11 protein-coding genes and 1 tRNA gene are annotated in these 19,383 nt (G+C 62.0%); 8 read left to right on the top strand and 4 right to left on the bottom strand.

What is annotated here, in order from left to right:
• The first annotated feature begins 12 nt into the window (after nucleotides 1-12).
• The 3 genes from ACT5M9_RS04845 (at nucleotide 13) to ACT5M9_RS04835 (ending at nucleotide 5,913) form a co-directional block, all read left to right on the top strand.
• The gene (locus ACT5M9_RS04845; RefSeq protein ID WP_457981306.1) at nucleotides 13-3,162 is read left to right on the top strand and encodes an efflux RND transporter permease subunit; all 3,150 of its coding nucleotides are present in this window, start codon (nucleotides 13-15) and stop codon (nucleotides 3,160-3,162) included.
• Complete coding sequence (locus ACT5M9_RS04840) at nucleotides 3,155-4,570, top strand: efflux transporter outer membrane subunit (protein ID WP_457981308.1); 1,416 nt, start codon at nucleotides 3,155-3,157, stop codon at nucleotides 4,568-4,570. Before ACT5M9_RS04845 ends, ACT5M9_RS04840 begins: the two co-directional genes overlap by 8 nt.
• A 347-nt stretch (nucleotides 4,571-4,917) precedes the next feature.
• Entirely contained in the window at nucleotides 4,918-5,913 is a 996-nt protein-coding gene (locus ACT5M9_RS04835) for a sulfate ABC transporter substrate-binding protein (RefSeq protein WP_457981310.1), read from the top strand.
• Nucleotides 5,914-6,144: 231 nt separating this feature from the next.
• On the opposite strand, the gene ACT5M9_RS04830 is transcribed toward ACT5M9_RS04835, so the two are convergent.
• A tRNA-Thr gene (locus tag ACT5M9_RS04830) sits at nucleotides 6,145-6,220 on the bottom strand.
• Between the two features lie 86 nt (nucleotides 6,221-6,306).
• Nucleotides 6,307-7,047 carry a phosphatase gene (locus tag ACT5M9_RS04825; RefSeq protein ID WP_457981311.1) on the bottom strand — a complete coding sequence of 247 codons (741 nt, stop codon included), beginning with the start codon at nucleotides 7,045-7,047 and terminating at the stop codon, nucleotides 6,307-6,309.
• 468 nt (nucleotides 7,048-7,515) lie between these two features.
• Between ACT5M9_RS04825 and psrA the strand changes: the two genes are divergently transcribed.
• From psrA to ACT5M9_RS04805, 4 genes are all read left to right on the top strand, one after another.
• Nucleotides 7,516-8,169, top strand: coding sequence for a TetR family transcriptional repressor PsrA (psrA, locus tag ACT5M9_RS04820; RefSeq protein ID WP_438548848.1), 654 nt, complete (start codon nucleotides 7,516-7,518; stop codon nucleotides 8,167-8,169).
• A gap of 47 nt (nucleotides 8,170-8,216) precedes the next feature.
• Nucleotides 8,217-10,541, top strand: a complete 2,325-nt coding sequence (locus ACT5M9_RS04815) for an acyl-CoA dehydrogenase (RefSeq protein ID WP_457981313.1) — start codon at nucleotides 8,217-8,219, stop codon at nucleotides 10,539-10,541.
• Between the two features lie 161 nt (nucleotides 10,542-10,702).
• Complete coding sequence (locus tag ACT5M9_RS04810) at nucleotides 10,703-13,783, top strand: efflux RND transporter permease subunit (protein WP_457981314.1); 3,081 nt, start codon at nucleotides 10,703-10,705, stop codon at nucleotides 13,781-13,783.
• Nucleotides 13,780-14,814, top strand: coding sequence for an efflux RND transporter periplasmic adaptor subunit (locus tag ACT5M9_RS04805; protein WP_457981315.1), 1,035 nt, complete (start codon nucleotides 13,780-13,782; stop codon nucleotides 14,812-14,814). The genes ACT5M9_RS04810 and ACT5M9_RS04805 overlap by 4 nt, the downstream gene beginning before the upstream one ends.
• 64 nt (nucleotides 14,815-14,878) lie before the next feature.
• Here ACT5M9_RS04805 and pyk read toward each other — a convergent pair whose 3' ends face one another.
• Both pyk and ACT5M9_RS04795 read right to left on the bottom strand, forming a co-directional pair.
• Nucleotides 14,879-16,318, bottom strand: a complete 1,440-nt coding sequence (pyk, locus tag ACT5M9_RS04800; RefSeq protein ID WP_457981316.1) for a pyruvate kinase — start codon at nucleotides 16,316-16,318, stop codon at nucleotides 14,879-14,881.
• Nucleotides 16,319-16,480: 162 nt separating this feature from the next.
• Complete coding sequence (locus ACT5M9_RS04795) at nucleotides 16,481-17,335, bottom strand: MurR/RpiR family transcriptional regulator (RefSeq protein ID WP_349918565.1); 855 nt, start codon at nucleotides 17,333-17,335, stop codon at nucleotides 16,481-16,483.
• 348 nt (nucleotides 17,336-17,683) lie between these two features.
• Between ACT5M9_RS04795 and glk the strand changes: the two genes are divergently transcribed.
• Nucleotides 17,684-18,652, top strand: coding sequence for a glucokinase (gene glk, locus ACT5M9_RS04790; RefSeq protein WP_457981319.1), 969 nt, complete (start codon nucleotides 17,684-17,686; stop codon nucleotides 18,650-18,652).
• Nucleotides 18,653-19,383 lie beyond the last annotated feature (731 nt).

Raw genomic sequence — 19,383 nt, 5'->3', positions numbered from 1 at the left:
AGTAGTCGCCTCATGGCACGATTTTTTATAGATAGACCGATCTTCGCCTGGGTGATCGCCCTGGTGATCATGCTGGCCGGGGTCATGGCCATCATAGGCCTGCCGGTCGCCCAGTACCCGACCATAGCCCCGCCGGCGGTTGGCATCTCCGCCAGCTACCCGGGTGCCTCCGCGAAAACCGTGGAAGACTCGGTGACCCAGATCATCGAACAGAACATGACGGGGCTGGATCACCTGCTCTACATGTCGGCGCAATCCGATTCCTCCGGCAACGTCAGCGTGACCCTCACCTTCAAGCCGGGCACGGATCCCGATATCGCCCAGGTGCAGGTGCAGAACAAGCTGCAGCAGGCGATGTCGCTGTTGCCGCAGGAAGTGCAGCAGCAGGGGGTCCGCGTTCAGAAGACCTCCAGCAGCTTCCTGATGGTGGCCGCCTTCATCTCCACCGATGGCAGCATGACCAACGACGACCTGGCGGACTACGTGGTCTCCAACATCAAGGAGCCTCTGAGCCGTCTGGACGGCGTGGGTGACATCACCCTGTTCGGCAGCCAGTACTCCATGCGCGTCTGGCTGGATCCGAACAAGCTGAACCGGGTACAGATGACACCGGGTGACATCCAGGCCGCCATCAAGGCCCAGAACGCCCAGGTAGCGTTTGGTAAACTCGGTGGTACCCCCTCGGTGAGCGATCAGCAATTTACCGCCACCATCATGGGCCAGACCCGTCTCTCCACCCCGGAGGAGTTCAACAACATACTGCTGCGGGTGAACCAGGACGGCTCCAAGGTGCTGCTCAAGGACGTGGCCCGGGTCGAGCTCGCCGGCGAAAGCTATGACGCCTCCGCGCTCTACAACGGCCAGGCCACCGCAGCGCTCGCCATCAAGCTCGCCACCGGTGCCAACGCCCTGGACACGGCCGATCACGTTCGTGGCAAGCTGGATGAACTCGCCGAGTACTTCCCGGCGAACATGAAGATCGTCTACCCCTACGACACCACGCCCTTCGTGAAGATCTCCATCGAGGAGGTGGTGCAGACCCTGGTGGAAGCCATCTTCCTGGTGTTCTGCGTCATGTATCTGTTCTTGCAGAACTTCCGGGCGACCCTGATCCCGACCATAGCGGTGCCCGTGGTGCTGCTCGGTACCTTCGGTGTCATGGCGGCGTTCGGCTTCTCCATCAACACCCTGACCATGTTCGGTCTGGTGCTGGCCATCGGCCTCTTGGTGGATGATGCCATCGTGGTGGTGGAGAACGTGGAGCGTCTGATGAGCGAGGAGGGTCTCTCCCCGCTGGAGGCGACCCGCAAGTCCATGACCCAGATCACCGGCGCCCTGGTGGGGATCGCCCTGGTGCTGTCCGCCGTGTTCGTGCCCATGGCCTTCTTCGGCGGCTCCACCGGTGCCATCTATCGCCAGTTCTCCCTGACCATAGTCTCGGCCATGGTGCTCTCTGTGCTGGTGGCCCTGATCCTGACCCCGGCGCTTTGTGCGACCCTGCTCAAGCCCATCAAGCAGGGTGAGCACGGCACCCAGCGCGGCTTCTTCGGCTGGTTCAACCGCTTCTTCGACACCAACGCCAACCGTTACCAGAACGGCGTGCGCAAGGTGATCAAGCAGGGTACCCGCTACAGCATCATCTATCTGGCCATGCTGGCGGTGCTGGCGGTGCTCTTCATGCGCCTGCCCACCTCCTTCCTGCCGGAAGAGGATCAGGGGGTCATCATGTCCATGGTGCAGCTGCCGGTCGGCGCCACCAAGGAGCGTACCGAGGTGGTGCTCGCCGAGATGCGCGACTACTTCCTCGAGACCGAAAAGGACAACGTGGACTCCGTGCTGACGGTGGCGGGCTTCAGCTTCGCCGGTAGCGGTCAGAACAGCGGCATGGCCTTCATCAAGTTGAAGGACTGGAGTGAACGTCAGGGCGAGGAGCGCAGCGCCAATGCCATCATAGGCCGCGCCATGGGTTACCTGTTCAGCATCAAGGAAGCTCAGGTCTTCGCCTTCAACCTGCCTCCCATCCCCGAGCTCGGCACGGCCACCGGTTTCGACTTCTTCCTGCAGGACCGCGGTGGTCTGGGGCACGAGAAGTTGATGGCGGCCCGTAACCAGCTGCTCGGCATGGCGGCGCAGGATCCCAACCTGGTGCGGGTACGCCCGAACGGGATGGAAGACACGCCTCAGCTCGACATCAAGATCGATTACCAGAAGGCGCTGGCCCAGGGCCTCTCCATCACCGACATCAACAACACCCTGTCGGCGGCCTGGGGTTCCTCCTATGTGAACGACTTCGTCGACAGAGGCCGGGTCAAGAAGGTCTACCTGCAGGCGGATGCGCCGTTCCGGATGAACCCGGAAGACCTCAAGCTGTGGTACGTGCGCAACAGCGCGGGCCAGATGGTACCCTTCTCCGCCTTCGCCACCACGGACTGGAGCTTCGGCTCACCCCGTCTGGAACGTTACAACGGTGTCTCCGCCATGGAGATCGTCGGTGAAGCGGCGCCTGGCAAGAGTACCGGTGACGCCATGGCCGCCATCGAGCAGATGGTGAAGCAGCTGCCGGAAGGGATCGGCATCGAGTGGACGGGTCTCTCCTTCCAGGAGCGGCAGGCAGGCTCCCAGGCGCCGGCCCTGTACGCCATCTCCCTGCTGGTGGTGTTCCTCTGTCTGGCGGCGCTCTACGAGAGCTGGAGCATTCCGTTCTCGGTCATGCTGGTGGTGCCGCTCGGGGTATTGGGCGCCATCCTGGCGGCGACCCTGCGAGGCCTCGAGAACGACGTCTACTTCCAGGTGGGCCTGCTCACCACGATCGGGCTCTCGGCCAAGAACGCCATCCTCATCGTCGAGTTCGCCAAGGAGCTGCACGACAAGGGGATGAAACTCGGGGAAGCCGTGGTCGAGGCCTCGCGCCAGCGTCTGCGCCCGATCCTGATGACCTCGCTCGCCTTCATCCTCGGCGTACTGCCGCTGGTGATCAGCACCGGCGCCGGCGCCAGCAGCCGTAACGCCATCGGTACCGGCGTGATGGGGGGCATGATCACCGCCACCGTGCTGGCCATCTTCTTCGTGCCGCTGTTCTTCGTGCTGGTGATGCGTTACTTCACCGAGCACCACAGCGCCGAGGAGCGCATCGCCCACGCCAAGGAGATCAAACATGACTAAGACCCTGATCGCCCTGAGCGTGACCCTGCTGCTGGGGGCCTGCTCCATGGCCCCCGATTACCAGCGTCCCGAGTTGCCCCAAGGCGCCTCCTGGCAAGACAACCTGGCCGCCAAGGGGGAGCTTGCCCCCTGGCGCCAGCAGTTCCTGGATCCGGCCCTGCAAAAATTGATCGGCACGGCGCTCGACAACAACCGGGACCTGCGCCTCGCGGCCCTCAATGTCGAGGCCTATGAGGCCAGATACCGGATCCAGCGGGCGGCGCAGTTGCCGACCCTGGCCGCCGATGGCAGCGGCACCCGCCAGCAGGGATCCGACGATCTCAGCGCCACGGGGCAGGGCCGCATCAGCAGCCAATACGGCGCCAACATCGGCATCACCGCCTATGAGCTGGACCTGTTTGGCCGGATCCAGAGCCTGAAGGATCAGGCGCTGGAAAACTATCTGGCGCAGATCGAGACTCAGCGCAGCACCCAGATTGCCCTGGTCGCCTCGGTGGCGAACGTCTACTTCACCCTGCTGGCGGATCAGGAGCTGCTGGCGCTGAGCCAGGCGACCCTGGCCACCGAGCAGGAGAGCTATGCCCTGACCCAGCACAAATACCGGCTGGGGGTTGCCTCCGAGATGGAACTGGCGCAGGGGCGCACGGCGCTTGAGAATGCCCGTGTCAGCCAGGCGCAATATCAGCGCCAGGTGAAGCAGGATAGAAACGGCCTGGCCCTGCTGCTCGGCACAGAGGTTCCGGTGCTGGAGGGGCAACCCAAGACCCTGGAGGAGGTGCAACTGGCCGCCATCCCGGTGGGTGCGCCTTCCAGCCTGCTGCAACAACGCCCGGACATACTGGCGGCGGAGCACAGCCTGAAGGGGGCCAACGCCAATATAGGGGCGGCCCGCGCCGCCTTCTTCCCGACCATCTCGCTGACCGCGACGGCGGGCACCGCCAGCAACCAGCTGAGCGGCTTGTTTGACGGCGGCACCGGCACCTGGACCTTCATGCCCCAGATCAATCTGCCCATCTTCGACGGTGGCAAGCGCATTGCCGATCTGGACGTGGCGGAAGTGGGCGCCAAGCAGGCAGTGGCGAGCTACGAGAAAAGCATCCAGATCGCCTTCAAGGAGGTCGCCGATACCCTGGGCGCCCAGGCGGATTATGAGCAGCAGCTGCAGGCCCAGCAGGATCTGGTGGAAGCGAACCAGACCTACTTCAGGCTGGCAGAGTTCCGCTACGAGCAAGGGGTGGACAGCTATCTGACCCGCCTCGATGCCCAGCGCTCCCTGTTCAGTGCTCGCCAGGGGCTCATCAGCACCCGGCTGGCCCAGCTCAGCAACCAGGTCGCCCTCTACAAGGCGGTCGGCGGCGGCTGGCAGGCGCCAGAAGACACCACCCCGGCGGCCGACAGCCAGGGTTGATCCCGCTTCTCAGGCACTAAAACGACAGGGCGAACCACAGGGTTCGCCCTTTTTTATCTGCGTTGGCACCAGGCAGACCACATCCCTTTGATGGCAAGCTGATGCAGTAGGCTGGCTCATCCAACCAATATGAGCATCAATCCGTACAAGAGGCGCTTGATAATGTGCATCCTTCTCCTGTCATCATCGACCAGCAAAAGCCCCATTCCAGCAGCCATGCGCTTTGTCCGTTGAGCCCAGCCAGTGTCATGTCACAAATCGCATAAGCTGCGAACTAATTATTCTTTCAAAGAATAAATGGGGGGCTCTTATAGTTGGTCACTCGACTCTCATTCCAAGGACGTGCAATGAAACGACTGCTACCCGCCACCCTGCTCGCCGCAGGACTGGCCCTCACCCCGCTGGTTCAGGCTGCCACCCTGCTCAACGCCTCCTATGACGTGATGCGTGACTTCTACAAGGACTACAACCCAGTGTTCCAGAAACACTGGCAGGCAGAAGGCGGCCAGCCGCTGCAGATCAATATGTCCCACGGCGGCTCGAGCAAGCAGGCGCGCGCAGTCATCGAGGGCCTGCCCGCCGACGTGATCACCATGAACATGGCCACCGATATCAACGCCCTTGCCGAACATGGCGGCCTGGTGCCGAAGGATTGGGCGACCCTTCTGCCGGACAACAGCGCCCCCTTCACCTCGGCCACCGTGTTCATCGTGCGCAAGGGCAACCCCAAAGGTCTGAAGGATTGGCCCGATCTGCTCAAAGAGGGAGTGAAGGTCATAGTGCCGAACCCCAAGACCTCGGGTAATGGCCGCTACACCTATCTGTCGGCTTGGGGTTATGTACTGGAGAAGGGGGGCGATGAGAAGGCGGCCAAGGAGTTCGTCGGCAAACTGTTCAAGCAAGCCCCCGTGCTCGACACAGGTGGCCGCGCCGCCACCACCACCTTCATCCAGAACCGGATAGGCGATGTGCTGATCACCTTCGAAAACGAAGCCGAGATGATCGCCCGCGAGTTTGGTCGTGGCAACTTCGAGGTGATCTACCCCAGCGTCACCGCCGTGGCCGAGCTCCCGGTGGCCGTGGTCGACAAGGTTGTCGACAAGCAGGGCACTCGTAAAGAGGCCGAGGCCTATCTGAAGTACCTGTGGTCTGACGAAGGCCAGCGCATCGCCGCCAACAACTACCTGCGCCCGCGCAACCCCGCTATCCTCGCCGAATTCTCCGATCGCTTCCCGCAAGTCACCTTCTTCAACGTGGTGAAGACCTTCGGCGAGTGGCCGGTGATCCAGAGCACTCACTTCAAGGAAGGGGGCGTGTTCGACCAGGTCTATGCGGTGCAGTAAATGGCGTCTTGGATAAAGCCATCCCGGCTGTCTCATGCCGGGACTATTTATTTGTAGGGGGCAGACTCCTGGCCCCTCATGCATGCGAGCCGGTGCGTCAGAAAGTTCATGGTTGGCATATGAAAGGAGTGGGCTATACGTAGGGCTTGTCAATCCAGATTCCCTTGCCGGGTCCAAATGACAAAAGCACAAAGGGTTAGCTTCATTATGAAGCTAACCCTTTGTTTTGGCTGGTGCCGGAAACAGGAGTCGAACCTGCGACCTTCGCATTACGAATGCGCTGCTCTACCAACTGAGCTACACCGGCGTGTCGTTAGATTCCCGAAAATAGTGGGGCAAGTCAATGAGCCTGAAGCATTTTTATGAATCGGCTCATGGAGTTACGGTTATGGCTCAGAGATCGACAAACTCAGGGATATGGGCGCGGCCTCGGCTCTCGAGGAAATCGAGCAGGGCGCGGGGGGAGCGAGCCAGGATCCGCTCCTCGGGGAAACCGGCCTCCTCCACCAGTCGTTGGCAGTGCTCGAAATCCCCCAGGCTGAAGGCGATGTGGGAGTCGGATCCGAAGGTGAGGTAGGCGCCGAGATCGCGCGCCGCCTCGACGATGGCGCGGCAGTTGCCCTCGCTGCCAGGGCGGGAGTGGCTGAAGGAGGAGTTGTTGAGCTCCAGGGCCACCCGATACTCGGCGGCGGCCCTGACCACGGCCGGGATGTCGATGGGGAAGGCTGGGTTGCCGGGGTGGCTTATCATGTCGACCCGGCCGCTCTTGATGGCGTTGATCATGGCCTGGGTGTGAGTGGCCTGATCGCAGGGAGGGAACACCGGCTCGTGGAAGCCCGCCATGATCATGTCGAGGCGGGATTCATAGCGCTCGGGGAAGTCGATTTCGCCGGCGATGTTCTTGATGTTGGCCTCGATGCCACGCAGTATGCCGACCCCGTCCACGACCCTGGGCAGCACATGCAGATTGACGAAGTGCCAGACGTGGGGAGCATCGGCCATCTCGGGGCCGTGATCCGTGGTGGCGAACAGCTTGATCCCCTTGGCCCTGGCGATGGGCAGGTAATCGTGGATGGTGCTGTAGGCGTGGGTGCTGGCGACGGTGTGCGTGTGGGTATCGACCGTATACTTCATCTTCTCTCCCCCTCTGGCATGAGGCGCCAGCATAGCAAAAATGGCGGGGAGGGGCCATGAGACGGCTTGCCATACTCTGTCACAAATTACGGCAAGGCTGACAAAGTCTGGCCAACTTTGGCTGGGAAGATGACCCTATCGATGCAAGCCTGAACACCCATCGATGGGTCGACACTGGATAGTCAGACCCGTTTCCCCACCGTCGCCCCTGCGACGGTTTTTTTTCGCCAGGATCCCTGGGGCCGATTACTTGCTGGATAAAAAAATGCCCAACTAACATGGCGTTAGTTGGGCGAGACTTAATGTTTAATTGCAGTGGCATAGATATAGAGTGCCGTTTCCCGGCTAAGTTCCCGCCTTGTTCCCTCTTTCTGATTAAAAAACATTTCCTCAACACTCATTCACATTCTCTTGACATGGCTGGGCGTGAAACGTACTTTTTAAACATTCGTTTAAGTGAGGTGTCCTGTGAGTAAAATCGATACCAAGAACCGTATTCTCGATGCCGCCGAGGTGCTGTTTGCCGAGCGGGGGTTTGCCGATACCTCTTTGCGTCTGATCACCAGCGAGGCCGATGTGAACCTGGCTTCGGTCAACTATCACTTCGGCTCCAAGAAGGAGCTGATCCAGGCTGTGCTCGACCGCTATCTGAGCCTGTTCATGCCGGCGCTGGATGCGCGGCTGCACACCCTGATGGCGCAGGAGCAGCTGACCCTGCTGCAGGTGTTCGAGAGCTTCGTCGACCCCTTGATGAAGCTGGTGGAGGTGCGCTCAAACGGGCCTGCACTCTTCATGCAGCTGCTGGGTCGCGGCTACATCGACAGCCAGGGCCACCTGCGCCGTTTCATCACCAGCCACTATGGCGCCACCCTGCACGGGATCACCCAGGCGATCTCCAAGGCCAATCCGGCCCTGTCGCCGGCGGATCTGTTCTGGCGCCTGCACTTCACCCTGGGCACTGTCGTGTTCACCATGGCCTCCGCCGATGCCCTGCGTGACATCGCCCAGGCCGATTTTGGCCAGCAGCTCGATGTGGAGGGGCTGGTGCGCAACGTAATTCCCTATCTGGCGTCCGGTGTCGGTGCGCCCGTGGAGTCGACCAGGCTCTCCCTGGCCGTGTAGTGCCCAACAATAATCAACGGAAACAGTGAAATAAAAGGAACTTTCGTATGATCACATTGCTTGTCCTGCTGGTGCTGGCGATAGCCGTGGTGCTCGGCGTCCCTGCCATCCGTAAAAAGGTGGTGACCCGTCCGGTGTTCGGCATCTTCAAAAAAATCCTGCCGCCCCTGTCGGCCACCGAGCGGGAGGCCATGGAAGCCGGCTCCGTCTGGTGGGACGGCGAGCTGTTTCGCGGCAACCCCGACTGGAAGAAGCTGCATGGCTACGGCAAGGCGACCCTAAGCGCCGAGGAGCAGGCCTTCATCGACAACCAGGTCGAGACCCTGCTCGCCATGGTGGATGACTTCAAGATCGTCAACGAGACCAAGGATCTGCCAGAGCCCGTGTGGGACTACCTGAAGAAGGAAGGCTTCTTCGCGCTGATCATCCCGAAATCCTACGGTGGTCGCGAGTTCTCGGCGATTGCCAACTCCACCATCGTCACCCGCATCGCCACCAAGAGCCTGAGCGTGGCGGTCACCGTCATGGTGCCGAACTCCCTGGGCCCGGGTGAGCTCCTGATGCACTACGGCACCCAGGCCCAGAAAGACTTCTGGCTGCCGGGTCTGGCCAACGGCAAGGAAGTTCCCTGCTTCGCTCTGACCGGTCCGGAAGCGGGCTCGGATGCGGGCGCCATCCCGGACAAGGGGATCGTCTGCAAGGGCATGTACAAGGGTGAGGAAGTGCTCGGGCTTCGCCTGAACTGGAACAAGCGCTACATCACCCTGGCGCCGCGCGCCACCGTGCTGGGGCTGGCGTTCAAGATGTATGACCCGGACAAACTGCTGGGGGACAAGGAAGAGATCGGCATCACCTGTGCCCTGATCCCGACCAACCACCCGGGTGTGCGGGTCGGCGATCGCCACTACCCCATGGGGCTGGCGTTCCTGAACGGTCCGACCTTCGGCAAGGATGTGTTCATCCCGCTGGACTGGATCATCGGCGGCCCTGAATACGCCGGTCGCGGCTGGCGCATGCTGGTGGAATGCCTCTCCGCCGGTCGCGGCATCTCGTTGCCGGCCCTCGGTACCGCCTGTGGTCACATGGCGAGCCGCACCGTGGGTGCCTACTCCTATGTGCGCAAGCAGTTCGGCATGTCCATCGGCAAGTTCGAAGGGGTGCAGGAGGCGCTGGCTCGCATCGGCGGCCTGACTTATCAGCTGGAAGGGGCTCGCCGCATGACCGCCGGCTCCCTGGATCTGGGGCAGGCACCGGCCATCGTCACCGCTATTTCCAAGTACCACATGACCGAGATGGCGCGCCAGATCATGGATGACTCCATGGACATTCACGCCGGTCGTGCCATCCAGCTCGGTCCGAAGAACTACACCGGCTACGCCTACATGGGGATCCCGGTGGCCATCACGGTGGAAGGGGCCAACATACTGACCCGCAACCTGATGATCTTCGGCCAGGGCGCCACCCGCTGTCACCCCTACGTGTTCGCCGAGCTGGAAGCGGCCGCCGACACCGACGTGGAGCGTGGTCTCGAGAAGTTCGACGCCCTGCTGATGAAGCACATCGCCTTCGGTACCAGTAACTTCTTCGGCGCCCTGTTCCAGGGGCTGACCCTGGGTCAGTTCAACGGTTCCCCGGTGGGTGGCGAAACCGCTCGCTACTACAAGCAGCTGTCCCGCATGAGTAAAGGGCTGGCCCTGTGCGCCGACGTCTCCATGCTGATGCTGGGGGGGGATCTCAAGCGCAAGGAGATGATCTCCGCTCGCCTCGGTGACGTGTTGAGCCACCTCTATCTGGCCTCCGCCACCCTCAAGCACTACGAGGATCAGGGCCGCATGGTCTCCGATCTGCCCTTCGTGCAGTACGCGGTGGAGCGCAACCTCTATCTCATCGGCAAGGCGTTCGAGGGCTTCTTCCAGAACTTCCCGAACAAGGTGGCGGGGGCCGTGCTCAAGCGGGTAGTGTTCCCGTTCGGGGTCGGTTACAAGATGCCGGCGGACGATCGCTGCCACGCCATCTGTCTGGCCATGATGAAGCCGGGCGAGTTCCGCGATCGTCTGACCGCCCTCTGCTACGTGGGTAAGGATGAGGCGGATCCCGTCGGCCAGATGGAGCGCGCCTTCCAGGCCATGGTCGCCGTCCAGCCCATCGAGAAGAAGCTGGTCCAGGCCCAGAAAGAGGGCAAGCTGCCACGCAAGATGGCCCTGCCCGAGCTGATTGCCGCCGCCCTGTCTCAGTCCATCCTGAGCCAGGATGAGGGGGACAAGCTGCTGGCCGCCGATGCCCTGCGCTACGAGGCGATCCAGGTGGACAACTTCGCCCCGGGTGAGCTGGAAGGACTGTCTCAACCGGCCCCGGCGGTGCACGCCGCCTGAGTCTGACGCTAGATTGAAAACCGGCCCATGTGGCCGGTTTTTTTGTTGTTTAACCAGGCATTTACAATGCCGATTAATTCCAGTTTAATGCAATGGCCCTCACCCTTGGGCAGGAAGCCAGGCCAGCGGAATGGCCGATAACAACAACTCAGGAAGAGTGAATGAACCTCGCCAAAACGGCGATCGAACGCCCCATCTGGGTGGCGGTCTCGGTCGTGCTTATTTTCCTGCTGGGCCTGCTCAGCATCCGGGGGCTGCCTATCCAGTTGTTCCCCGACATAGACCGTCCCCACCTCAACATCTCGGTGAGCTGGCGCTCCGCCTCGCCCCAGGAGATGGAGTCCGAGATAACCGACCCCATCGAGCAGGAGATGCAGGGGGTGCAGGGGTTGAAAAGCATCGGCAGCAACAGCTACCCCGGCTTCACCGAGATCGACATGGCGTTTGCCCTCGGCACCGACATGCAGCGGGCCCAGCTCGACGTCATCTCGCGGCTGAACCGGGTCTCCGGCCTGCCGGATCGGATCGACGGTCCCTACGTCAACAACTACAGCAGCAACGACACCCTCACCTTCTTCTTCATCCAGCAGCTGCCCGGCGCCAAGGGCTTGATCGACGATCATCAGGCGCTGATCGAGGCGCGGGTCAAGCCGGAGCTGGAGCGGATCCCCGGGGTCTCCACCGTGGAGGTGGAGGGGATCAACGAGCGTCAGATCCAGGTACGCTTCGACCCTTACCGCGCCGCCGAGCTCGGGGTGGAGATCCCGGTGCTCGCCAGCCGGGCCAGCACCGACTGGGATGTGTCTGCCGGCACCCTCGACATCGGCCGCTGGGAGTACAAGCTGCGTTTCGCCGGTCGCTACGACGTCGAGACTCTGGGGGACAAGGTGGTGGACTGGCGCGACGGCCTGCCCATATACCTGAGGGACGTGGCCGAGGTGCGGCTGGCCCGGGAGGAGAACCCTGTGCTGCGCATCCAGAACGGCAACACTGCCATCGCTGCCCAGATCTTCAAGGAGAGCGGGGCCAATGCCCTGGCGGCGCTTGAAGGGATCAAGGCCAGGGTGGGGGAGCTCAATCGGGAGGTGCTGGAGCCGGTCGGCCTGCACATGGAGCAGTCGTTTGATGCCTCCCTCTACATCAACCGGGCGGTGGGCATGGTGACCGCCAACCTGGGGCTGGGGGTGCTGCTCTCCTGCGCCATCCTCTGGCTGTTCCTGCGCCAGTTGAAGGCGACCCTGATGATAGCGATCGCCATCCCCATCAGCATCATGCTCACCTTCTGCCTGCTCAAGGTGATGGGGCGCACCCTCAACGTCATCTCCCTTGCCGGTATCGCCTTCGCGGTGGGCATGGTGCTGGATGCGGCCATCGTCGTGCTGGAGAGCATCTACCGGCGCCACGAGCGGGGGGATATCAGCAAGGCGGAGGCGGCGCTGGAGGGGACCAGCCGGGTGTGGACGGCGCTGGTGGCCTCGACCCTGACCACGGTCGCCATCTTCCTGCCTGTGCTGCTGCTCAACGACGTCGAGGGGCAGCTGTTTGCGGATCTCGCCCTCACCATCGCCTGCGCCGTCACCGTCTCCATGTTGGTGGCGGTGACCGTCTTGCCGGCGGTGGCCGCGCGCTGGATGGGGCGCGAGCGCTTGACCGACCCTTATGACAGCCTGTGGCGGCGCACCACCCGCCACGTGATCCGCTTGACCGCGACGCCTCGCCGGCGCTGGACCATCATCACCCTGATGATGAGCCTGCCCGTGCTGGCGAGCTGGCTGCTGCTGCCCAAGATGAACTACCTGCCGGACGTGAAGCGCGACGCCATCGATGTGTGGATGACCTTCACCCCTGGGGTCAACCCCAAGGCCCAGCGCGAAGAGGTGATCGACACCCTGATTGCCCGGCTGGATCCCTATATGAAGGGGGTCAAGGAGCCGGCCCTCAAGAACTACTACATATTGCGCTATCCGGGCGGTGCCCAGATCGGGGTTCGCCCCAAAGATGAGGCCCAGATCAAGGTGCTCGAACGCCTGCTGATGGACGACCTGCTCGCCAATATCCCGGATACCCGGGCCTTTGGCGGCCAGGGCTCCCTGTTTGGCGGCTTTGACAGCGAGAACAGCATCTCCTTGCTCATTCAGGGGGGGACCCTGCCCGAGCTCTATCGAGCGGCCCGCGAGAGCATGCACATAGTGCAGAAGGATTTACCGGGGGCCCAGATAAGGCCCGAGCCCGGTCTCGACTTCACCGCCCCCGAGCTGAGGCTGGTGCCGCAGGACAGGCGGCTGGCGGAGGTGGGCTGGGATCGCACCCCCATGCCCACCATCATCCAGACCTTCGGAGATGGCCTGCGAGTGGGCGAGTATTTTGATGGGGAAGACAGGCTGGATATTCTGCTGATGGGGCAGAGCTCGGCCAACCCGGATGAGCTCAGGGCCGTGCCGCTCGCGACCCCATCCGGGCGCATAGTGCCCCTCGGCGAATTGCTGCGGGTGGAGCACAACCTAGGGCCGGAGAGCATCTTTCGGGCCGACGGCCGGCGCAGCATCCAGCTCTGGATCACCCCGCCGCAAGGCATGAGCATGGAGCAGGTGCTGGAGACCCTGCAGAGCAAGAGCTTCGCCGCCATCCGGCCAATCCTGCCGGCGGGCGGGGAGCTGCAGGTCGCCGGCAATGCCGACAGCCTGCAGCAGGCGCTGGACAACCTCGGCAGCATCTTCCTGTTTGCCGTGCTGATCCTGCTCATCCTGCTGTGGGGTGTGTTCGCCTCATTGAAAGACGCCATCCTGGTGCTGCTGACCCTGCCTCTTGCCACCGTCGGAGGCGTGCTGGCGCTGCACCTGAGCGGCCTGCTGGTGCCGCTGCCGATGGATCTCTTGACAATCATAGGCTTCGTCATCCTGCTGGGGCTGGTGGTCAACAACGCCATCTTGCTGGTGCACCAGACCCGCACCGCGGAGCGGGAAGGGATGAGTCGACCCGAAGCGGTGGCCGATGCGCTGCAAAGCCGGATGCGCCCCATCGCCATGACCAGCCTGACCAGCATCTTCGGCATGTTGCCCCTGATGCTGAGCCCGAGCGAGGGCAGCGAGATCTACCGGGGGCTGGCCACCGTCATCGTCGGCGGCATGAGTTGCAGCACCCTGTTTACCCTGATCCTGTTACCCGCCTTCCTGCGACTGGGCGAGCGGGTGGAAACGCCGCATGCCATCCGGCAGCGGGACTGTGCAAGGAGCGCAATATGAAGCGAGTGATATCAAGGATGATGCTGGCCCTGACCCTCGGCTTGAGTCTGCCGGCTCAGGCCAAGATGGTGACCCTGGCGGACGTGACCCAGGGGGATGCGGCGGCCAGCATCTGGGTCAGCGGCACAGTGGCGAGCCGTCAGCAGGCGGCCCTGAGCGCCGAGGTGAGCGGCCGGGTGGAGTGGATTGCGGAGTTTGGCTGCCGGGTCAAGGCGGGGGATGAGCTGCTGCGTCTCGACAATGCGGCGCTGCGACTGTCGCTCGAGCAGTCCCAGGCGGAGCAGGCCAGGGAGGAGAGCAACCTGGGCTTCGCCCGGGCCGAGTTCCAGCGCCTCGAACGGCTGCATCAGCAGAAGAGCGCCTCCCAGAGCCAGTACGACAAGGCGCGCTACGACGTGGATCAGGCGACCCTGGCCGAGCGGCTGGCGAGGGTACAGGTACGCCAGATCGAGGAGCAACTGCGGCGGACCCACATCTTCGCCCCCTTCGACGGGGTGGTGAACGAGCACTTCATCCAGCCGGGAGAGCACGTGGACGCGGGCGAAAAAGCGCTGGAGCTGGTCAACCCGGACGTACCGGACATCCGGTTGCGGGCGCCCATCGTCTGGGCCCAGCAACTGGGGGAGGGGGCCAGGCTGCGGGTGGAGGGGGAGCAGCTCAGCAGCCATGCCCGCTACTACCAACGGGCGGCGAGCGCGGATCCCAAGTCCCGCCTCATCGAGCTTAGGCTCAAGCCCGAACCCGGCCGCTTCATCATAGGCTCGCCGGTGCGGGTGGCCCTGCCCCTCGGTCAGCAGCAGACCATGTTGCTGCCAAGGGATGCGCTGGTGCTCAATACCGAGGGCAGCGTGGTCTACCAGGTCAAACAGATAGGGGAGGAGCTCAAGGTCAGCAGAGTCCCGGTGACCGTACTGTTCGGCGACAGCGAGCAGGTGGCGGTGAGCGGCGCCCTCAAGCAGGGAGACAAGGTGGTGGTGCGCGGTGCCGGCAGCCTGCAGGACGGTGACAAGGTGGAGCTGTTCCGTGGCTAAGCCTGGGGATGCGCCATAAAAAACGGCTCCCGCGGGAGCCGTTTTTGTGAAGGTCGATGGGGAATTACTCGACCATCATCACCTTGCAGGTGTTGGTACTGCCCACGGTTTCCATCTTGTCACCGTGCGTCAGCAGCACCATGTCGCCGCTCTGGACCAGGCCCTTGGCCTTGAGTACGTCCAGCGCCTCGCGGCACACCTCGTACACCGGCTTGGTCTCGTCACCGTCGAACAGCACCGGGGTGACGCCGCGGTAGAGGTTGGCCCAGGCCAGGGTCTTGTTGTGGGGGGAGAGGGCGAAGATGGGCAGCCCCGAGCTGATGCGGGACATCAGCAGCGGAGTGGTGCCAGACTCGGTCAGCGCCACGATCGCCTTGACCCCTTCCAGGTGGTTGGCGGCATACATGGTGGACATGGCCACGGCCTCCTCCACCGAGGTGAAGGTGTAGCTCATGCGGTGGTTGGAGACGTTCAGGCTCGGGTGCTTCTCGGCCCCCACGCAGACGCTGGCCATGGAGGTGACGGTCTCGATGGGGAACTGGCCGGCGGCGGTCTCGGCGGAGAGCATCACCGCATCGGTACCGTCCAGCACGGCGTTGGCCACGTCCATGACTTCGGCACGGGTCGGCAGCGGCGCGTTGATCATGGACTCCATCATCTGGGTCGCGGTGATCACCACGCGGTTCAGGCGGCGGGAGTGGCGGATCAGCTTCTTCTGCACGCCGACCAGCTCGGGATCGCCAATCTCGACGCCCAGGTCCCCACGGGCCACCATGACGGCATCGGAACCGAGGATGATGTCTTCCATGGCCTCGTCGCTGGTGACGGTCTCGGCGCGCTCGACCTTGGCCACTATCTTGGCGTTGGAGCCGGCCTCGCGGGCCAGTTCGCGGGCGTAACGCAGGTCATCGCCGTTGCGGGGGAAGGAGACGGCCAGATAGTCCACGTTCATGCGGGCGGCGGTCTTGATGTCTTCCTTGTCTTTCTCGGTCAGGGCCGGGGCGGAGAGACCGCCGCCCTTCTTGTTGATGCCCTTGTTGTTGGAGAGGGGGCCCGCCACGGTGACGCTGGTGTGAATGCGGGTGCCTTCCACCTGCTCGACTTTCAGCTGCACGCGGCCATCATCCAGCAGCAGGATGTCGCCGGGCACCACGTCATCGGGCAGGCTCTTGTAGTCGATGCCGACCTGTTCCTGGCAGCCTTCCCCCTTGCTGAGGGCGGCGTCGAGCACGAACTTGTCACCGATGGCCAGGTAAATCTTGCCATCCTTGAAGGTGGAAACGCGGATCTTGGGGCCTTGCAGATCGCCCATGATGGCGACGTGGCGGCCGAGCTTGGCGGCGATTTCACGCACCTGGTTGGCGCGCTGGATATGATCTTCAGGAGTGCCGTGAGAGAAGTTCATCCGCACCATGTCGGCACCGGCGCGGATGATCCCCTCGAGGATGCCGTCGCGGTCGGTAGCCGGACCCAGTGTGGTTACAATCTTGGTACGTCTTGGCATGAAATACTCCAATGTGAAGTTGATATGACTTGAAATACTGCCCCGTCAAGCGTATGGCGTTGGCGCCCGCCTGCAGGCCCTCTGAGTGGCCTTATGTTATTAAATTACGATACTACACCAAGCGAGTTGGCATAGACAGCCGGGGGATGACCCCCCGAGCCTTCAGGAAGTGTGCGGGGTATCAAAGCGGGATTCGCGCAAACCTTCTTTGACTTTCTTCAGGTTTTCGCGAAATTTCATGCCACGGCGCAGGGTAAAACCGGTGGCCAGTACGTCCACCAGGGCCAGCTGGGCGATGCGGGAGGCCATGGGCATGTAGACGTCTGTGTCTTCCGGCACGTCCATGGAGAGCACCAGGTTGCACTCCCGGGCCAGGGGGGAATCCTTGGCGGTCATGCCGATGACGGTGGCATCGTTTTCACGGGCCAGCGCGGCAATCTCCACCAGCGCCTTGGTACGGCCGGTGTGGGAAATCAACACCACCACGTCCCCTTCGCTGCTGTTGATGCAGCTCATGCGCATCATGACGATGTCATCGAAACTCACCACAGGGATGTTGAAGCGGAAGAACTTGTTCTGGGCATCGCGGGCCACGGCGGAGGAGGCGCCCAGGCCGAAGAAGCTGATCTTCTTGGATTGGGTCAGGATGTCGACGCAGCGATTGATGGCGGAGATGTCCAGGCTGTTCTTGGCGGCATCCAGGCAGGCCATGGTGGACTCGAAGATCTTGGCGGTGTAGGTGTCGGGGCCGTCTTCCGCTTCCACGTGGCGATTCACATAGGGGGTGCCGTTGGCCAGGCTCTGGGCCAGGTGTAGCTTGAAGTCAGGGAAGCCCTTGGTATCGAGGCGACGGCAGAAGCGGTTGACGGTCGGCTCACTGACATCGGCCATCTTGGCGAGGGTGGCAATGCTGGAGTGGATGGCTGTCTGGGGGGACGCCAGGATCACTTCAGCCACCTTACGCTCTGATTTACTGAAACTTTCCAGATTGTTCGTAATCTTATCGAGGGTATTCATCATTACCACCAGGCATTTTTGTAATTTAGCTTCAAGTGTCTTTGCACTAAGTTCACGACATGGCATCTTTATAATTCACCCGAGGACTATACAAGACAAGCTCTTATCCAAACTAACCTCGGCCCCAGAAAGTATGACTCATGTCTAATTATTTCGTTATTTTGGTTACAAACTTCCATTTACTCCGTGAAAACGCTTACAGATGTTGCAAAGCAACAACACTGTGAGCGGGCGCACAGTTGCGCTCAACAAACCCTCTGACTCGGGGTGGGCTCGGGTAGAATCGCTGCCAAATAATAAGATCGGGACGGTAAGGGCCGCCCCGAGTTGGTAACGAAGGAGTTTGTTATGCAGCATACCCATGCGCTGGTCGGCGATGTCGGCGGCACCAATGCTCGGTTGGCCCTCTGTGAGCTGACAACCGGCACCATTTCCAAGGCCAAGACCTACTCCGGCCTGGCCCATCCCAGCCTGGAGGCGGTGATCCGCCTCTATCTGGAAGAGCATGAGGCCAGGGTGAGCGAGGCCTGCATCGCCATCGCCTGCCCCGTCAATGGTGACTGGGTCGCCATGACCAACCACAGCTGGGAGTTCTCCATTCGCGAGATGCAGGCCAACCTGGGGCTGGCCGAGCTGCAAGTGATCAACGACTTTACCGCCGTCTCCATGGCGGTACCCGTGCTGGGGGAAGGGGACAGGATCCAGCTCGGCGGCGAGGCCCCCGTGGCGGGCAAACCCATCGCCATCTATGGCGCCGGTACCGGTCTCGGGGTCGCCCACCTGGTGCAGGCCGCCGGGCAGTGGCTGAGCCTGCCGGGGGAAGGGGGTCACGTGGACTTTGCCGCCAACAGCGAAGAGGAAGATGCCGTGCTGCAGGTGATGCGCGCCGAACTCGGCCATGTGTCGGCGGAGCGGCTGCTGTCTGGCCCGGGTCTGGTCAACATCTACCGCGGCCTGGTGAAGTCCGATGGCCGCGAGCCACAAGCCTTCGCCCCCAAGGACATCACGGAGCGGGCACTGGCGGGGGATTGTCTGGACTGCCGCCGCACCTTAAGCCTGTTTTGCGTGCTGATGGGGCGCTTTGCCGGCAACCTGGCCCTCAACATGGGCACCTTCGGCGGCGTCTACATCGCCGGTGGCATAGTGCCCCGCTTCCAGGAGTTCTTCATCGGCTCCGGCTTCCGGGTGGCCTTCGAGGACAAGGGGCGCTTCAAGCCTTATCTCAAAGACATTCCCGTGTTCCTCATCACCCACGAAGGGCCTGGCCTGCTCGGGGCCGGCGCCTACCTGCGCCAGTCCCTCGGGATCCGGATCTGAGGCCAGGGAAACGATTTCATGGCGGTTAAGTCTTGGTTCAGTGACTAGGGCGTAGAGTGAACCCACGTACTCAAGAGGACGGGGCTTCATAAGGAATTGAAACCGGTCTTCATCCGCTGGGTGCGTTTGTCACCTGACAAGCCTGAACTGTTTCACCGGCCCTCGCGGCCGGTTTTTTTATTTAAAAATCAAAATATTGCGTGACTTGTTAATAAGTTTCGTGACCCAATATGACCCATTTTATGGGTCATGCCATCCTTTTTGTTGTTGTGGTCTCACCCTGATCCAAGCTCAGATCTATATCAACCTCGGTAATATAGAGGCAGTAGGACTAGTCGGTAGTCTGTAAATCCGTGACCCAAGCCGTGACTCAGGGGGGGGCGCAACCTCTCCTTTACACATCAAGGGGTTTTTGGGTCATATTGGGTCATATTGGGTCATATTGGGTCATATTGGGTCATATTGGGTCATATTGGGTCATGACTTTTATGATATTGTGAGTGGAATGAAAGAGTTAGGCGCAATTTGATTTGCGAAGCCTGAACTGTTTCACCGGCCCTCGCGGCCGGTTTTTTTATCTGCGCAATCTCACCCGCACTTGTTGCCTCTTGTGAAAGCAGTCCGATAGTCCTTGTCATCCGTCATCCGTCATCCGTCATCCGTCATCCGTCATCCGTCATCCGTCATCCGTCATCCGTCATCCGTCATCCGTCATCCGTCATCCGTCATCC

It is taken from the genome of Aeromonas sp. AE23HZ002T15, assembly GCF_054165525.2.
The sequence above is the reverse complement of the archived record's forward strand: the minus strand, read 5'-3'. Positions and strand labels throughout refer to the sequence as shown.

What these genes read in the sequence shown, in the direction of transcription:
- ACT5M9_RS04845 (WP_457981306.1), top strand. Translation starts at nt 13, where the DNA reads ATGGCACGATTTTTTATAGATAGACCGATCTTCGCCTGGGTGATCGCC.
- ACT5M9_RS04840 (WP_457981308.1), top strand. Translation starts at nt 3,155, where the DNA reads ATGACTAAGACCCTGATCGCCCTGAGCGTGACCCTGCTGCTGGGGGCC.
- ACT5M9_RS04835 (WP_457981310.1), top strand. Translation starts at nt 4,918, where the DNA reads ATGAAACGACTGCTACCCGCCACCCTGCTCGCCGCAGGACTGGCCCTC.
- ACT5M9_RS04825 (WP_457981311.1), bottom strand. Translation starts at nt 7,047, where the DNA reads ATGAAGTATACGGTCGATACCCACACGCACACCGTCGCCAGCACCCAC.
- ACT5M9_RS04815 (WP_457981313.1), top strand. Translation starts at nt 8,217, where the DNA reads ATGATCACATTGCTTGTCCTGCTGGTGCTGGCGATAGCCGTGGTGCTC.
- ACT5M9_RS04810 (WP_457981314.1), top strand. Translation starts at nt 10,703, where the DNA reads ATGAACCTCGCCAAAACGGCGATCGAACGCCCCATCTGGGTGGCGGTC.
- ACT5M9_RS04805 (WP_457981315.1), top strand. Translation starts at nt 13,780, where the DNA reads ATGAAGCGAGTGATATCAAGGATGATGCTGGCCCTGACCCTCGGCTTG.
- pyk (WP_457981316.1), bottom strand. Translation starts at nt 16,318, where the DNA reads ATGCCAAGACGTACCAAGATTGTAACCACACTGGGTCCGGCTACCGAC.
- ACT5M9_RS04795 (WP_349918565.1), bottom strand. Translation starts at nt 17,335, where the DNA reads ATGAATACCCTCGATAAGATTACGAACAATCTGGAAAGTTTCAGTAAA.
- glk (WP_457981319.1), top strand. Translation starts at nt 17,684, where the DNA reads ATGCAGCATACCCATGCGCTGGTCGGCGATGTCGGCGGCACCAATGCT.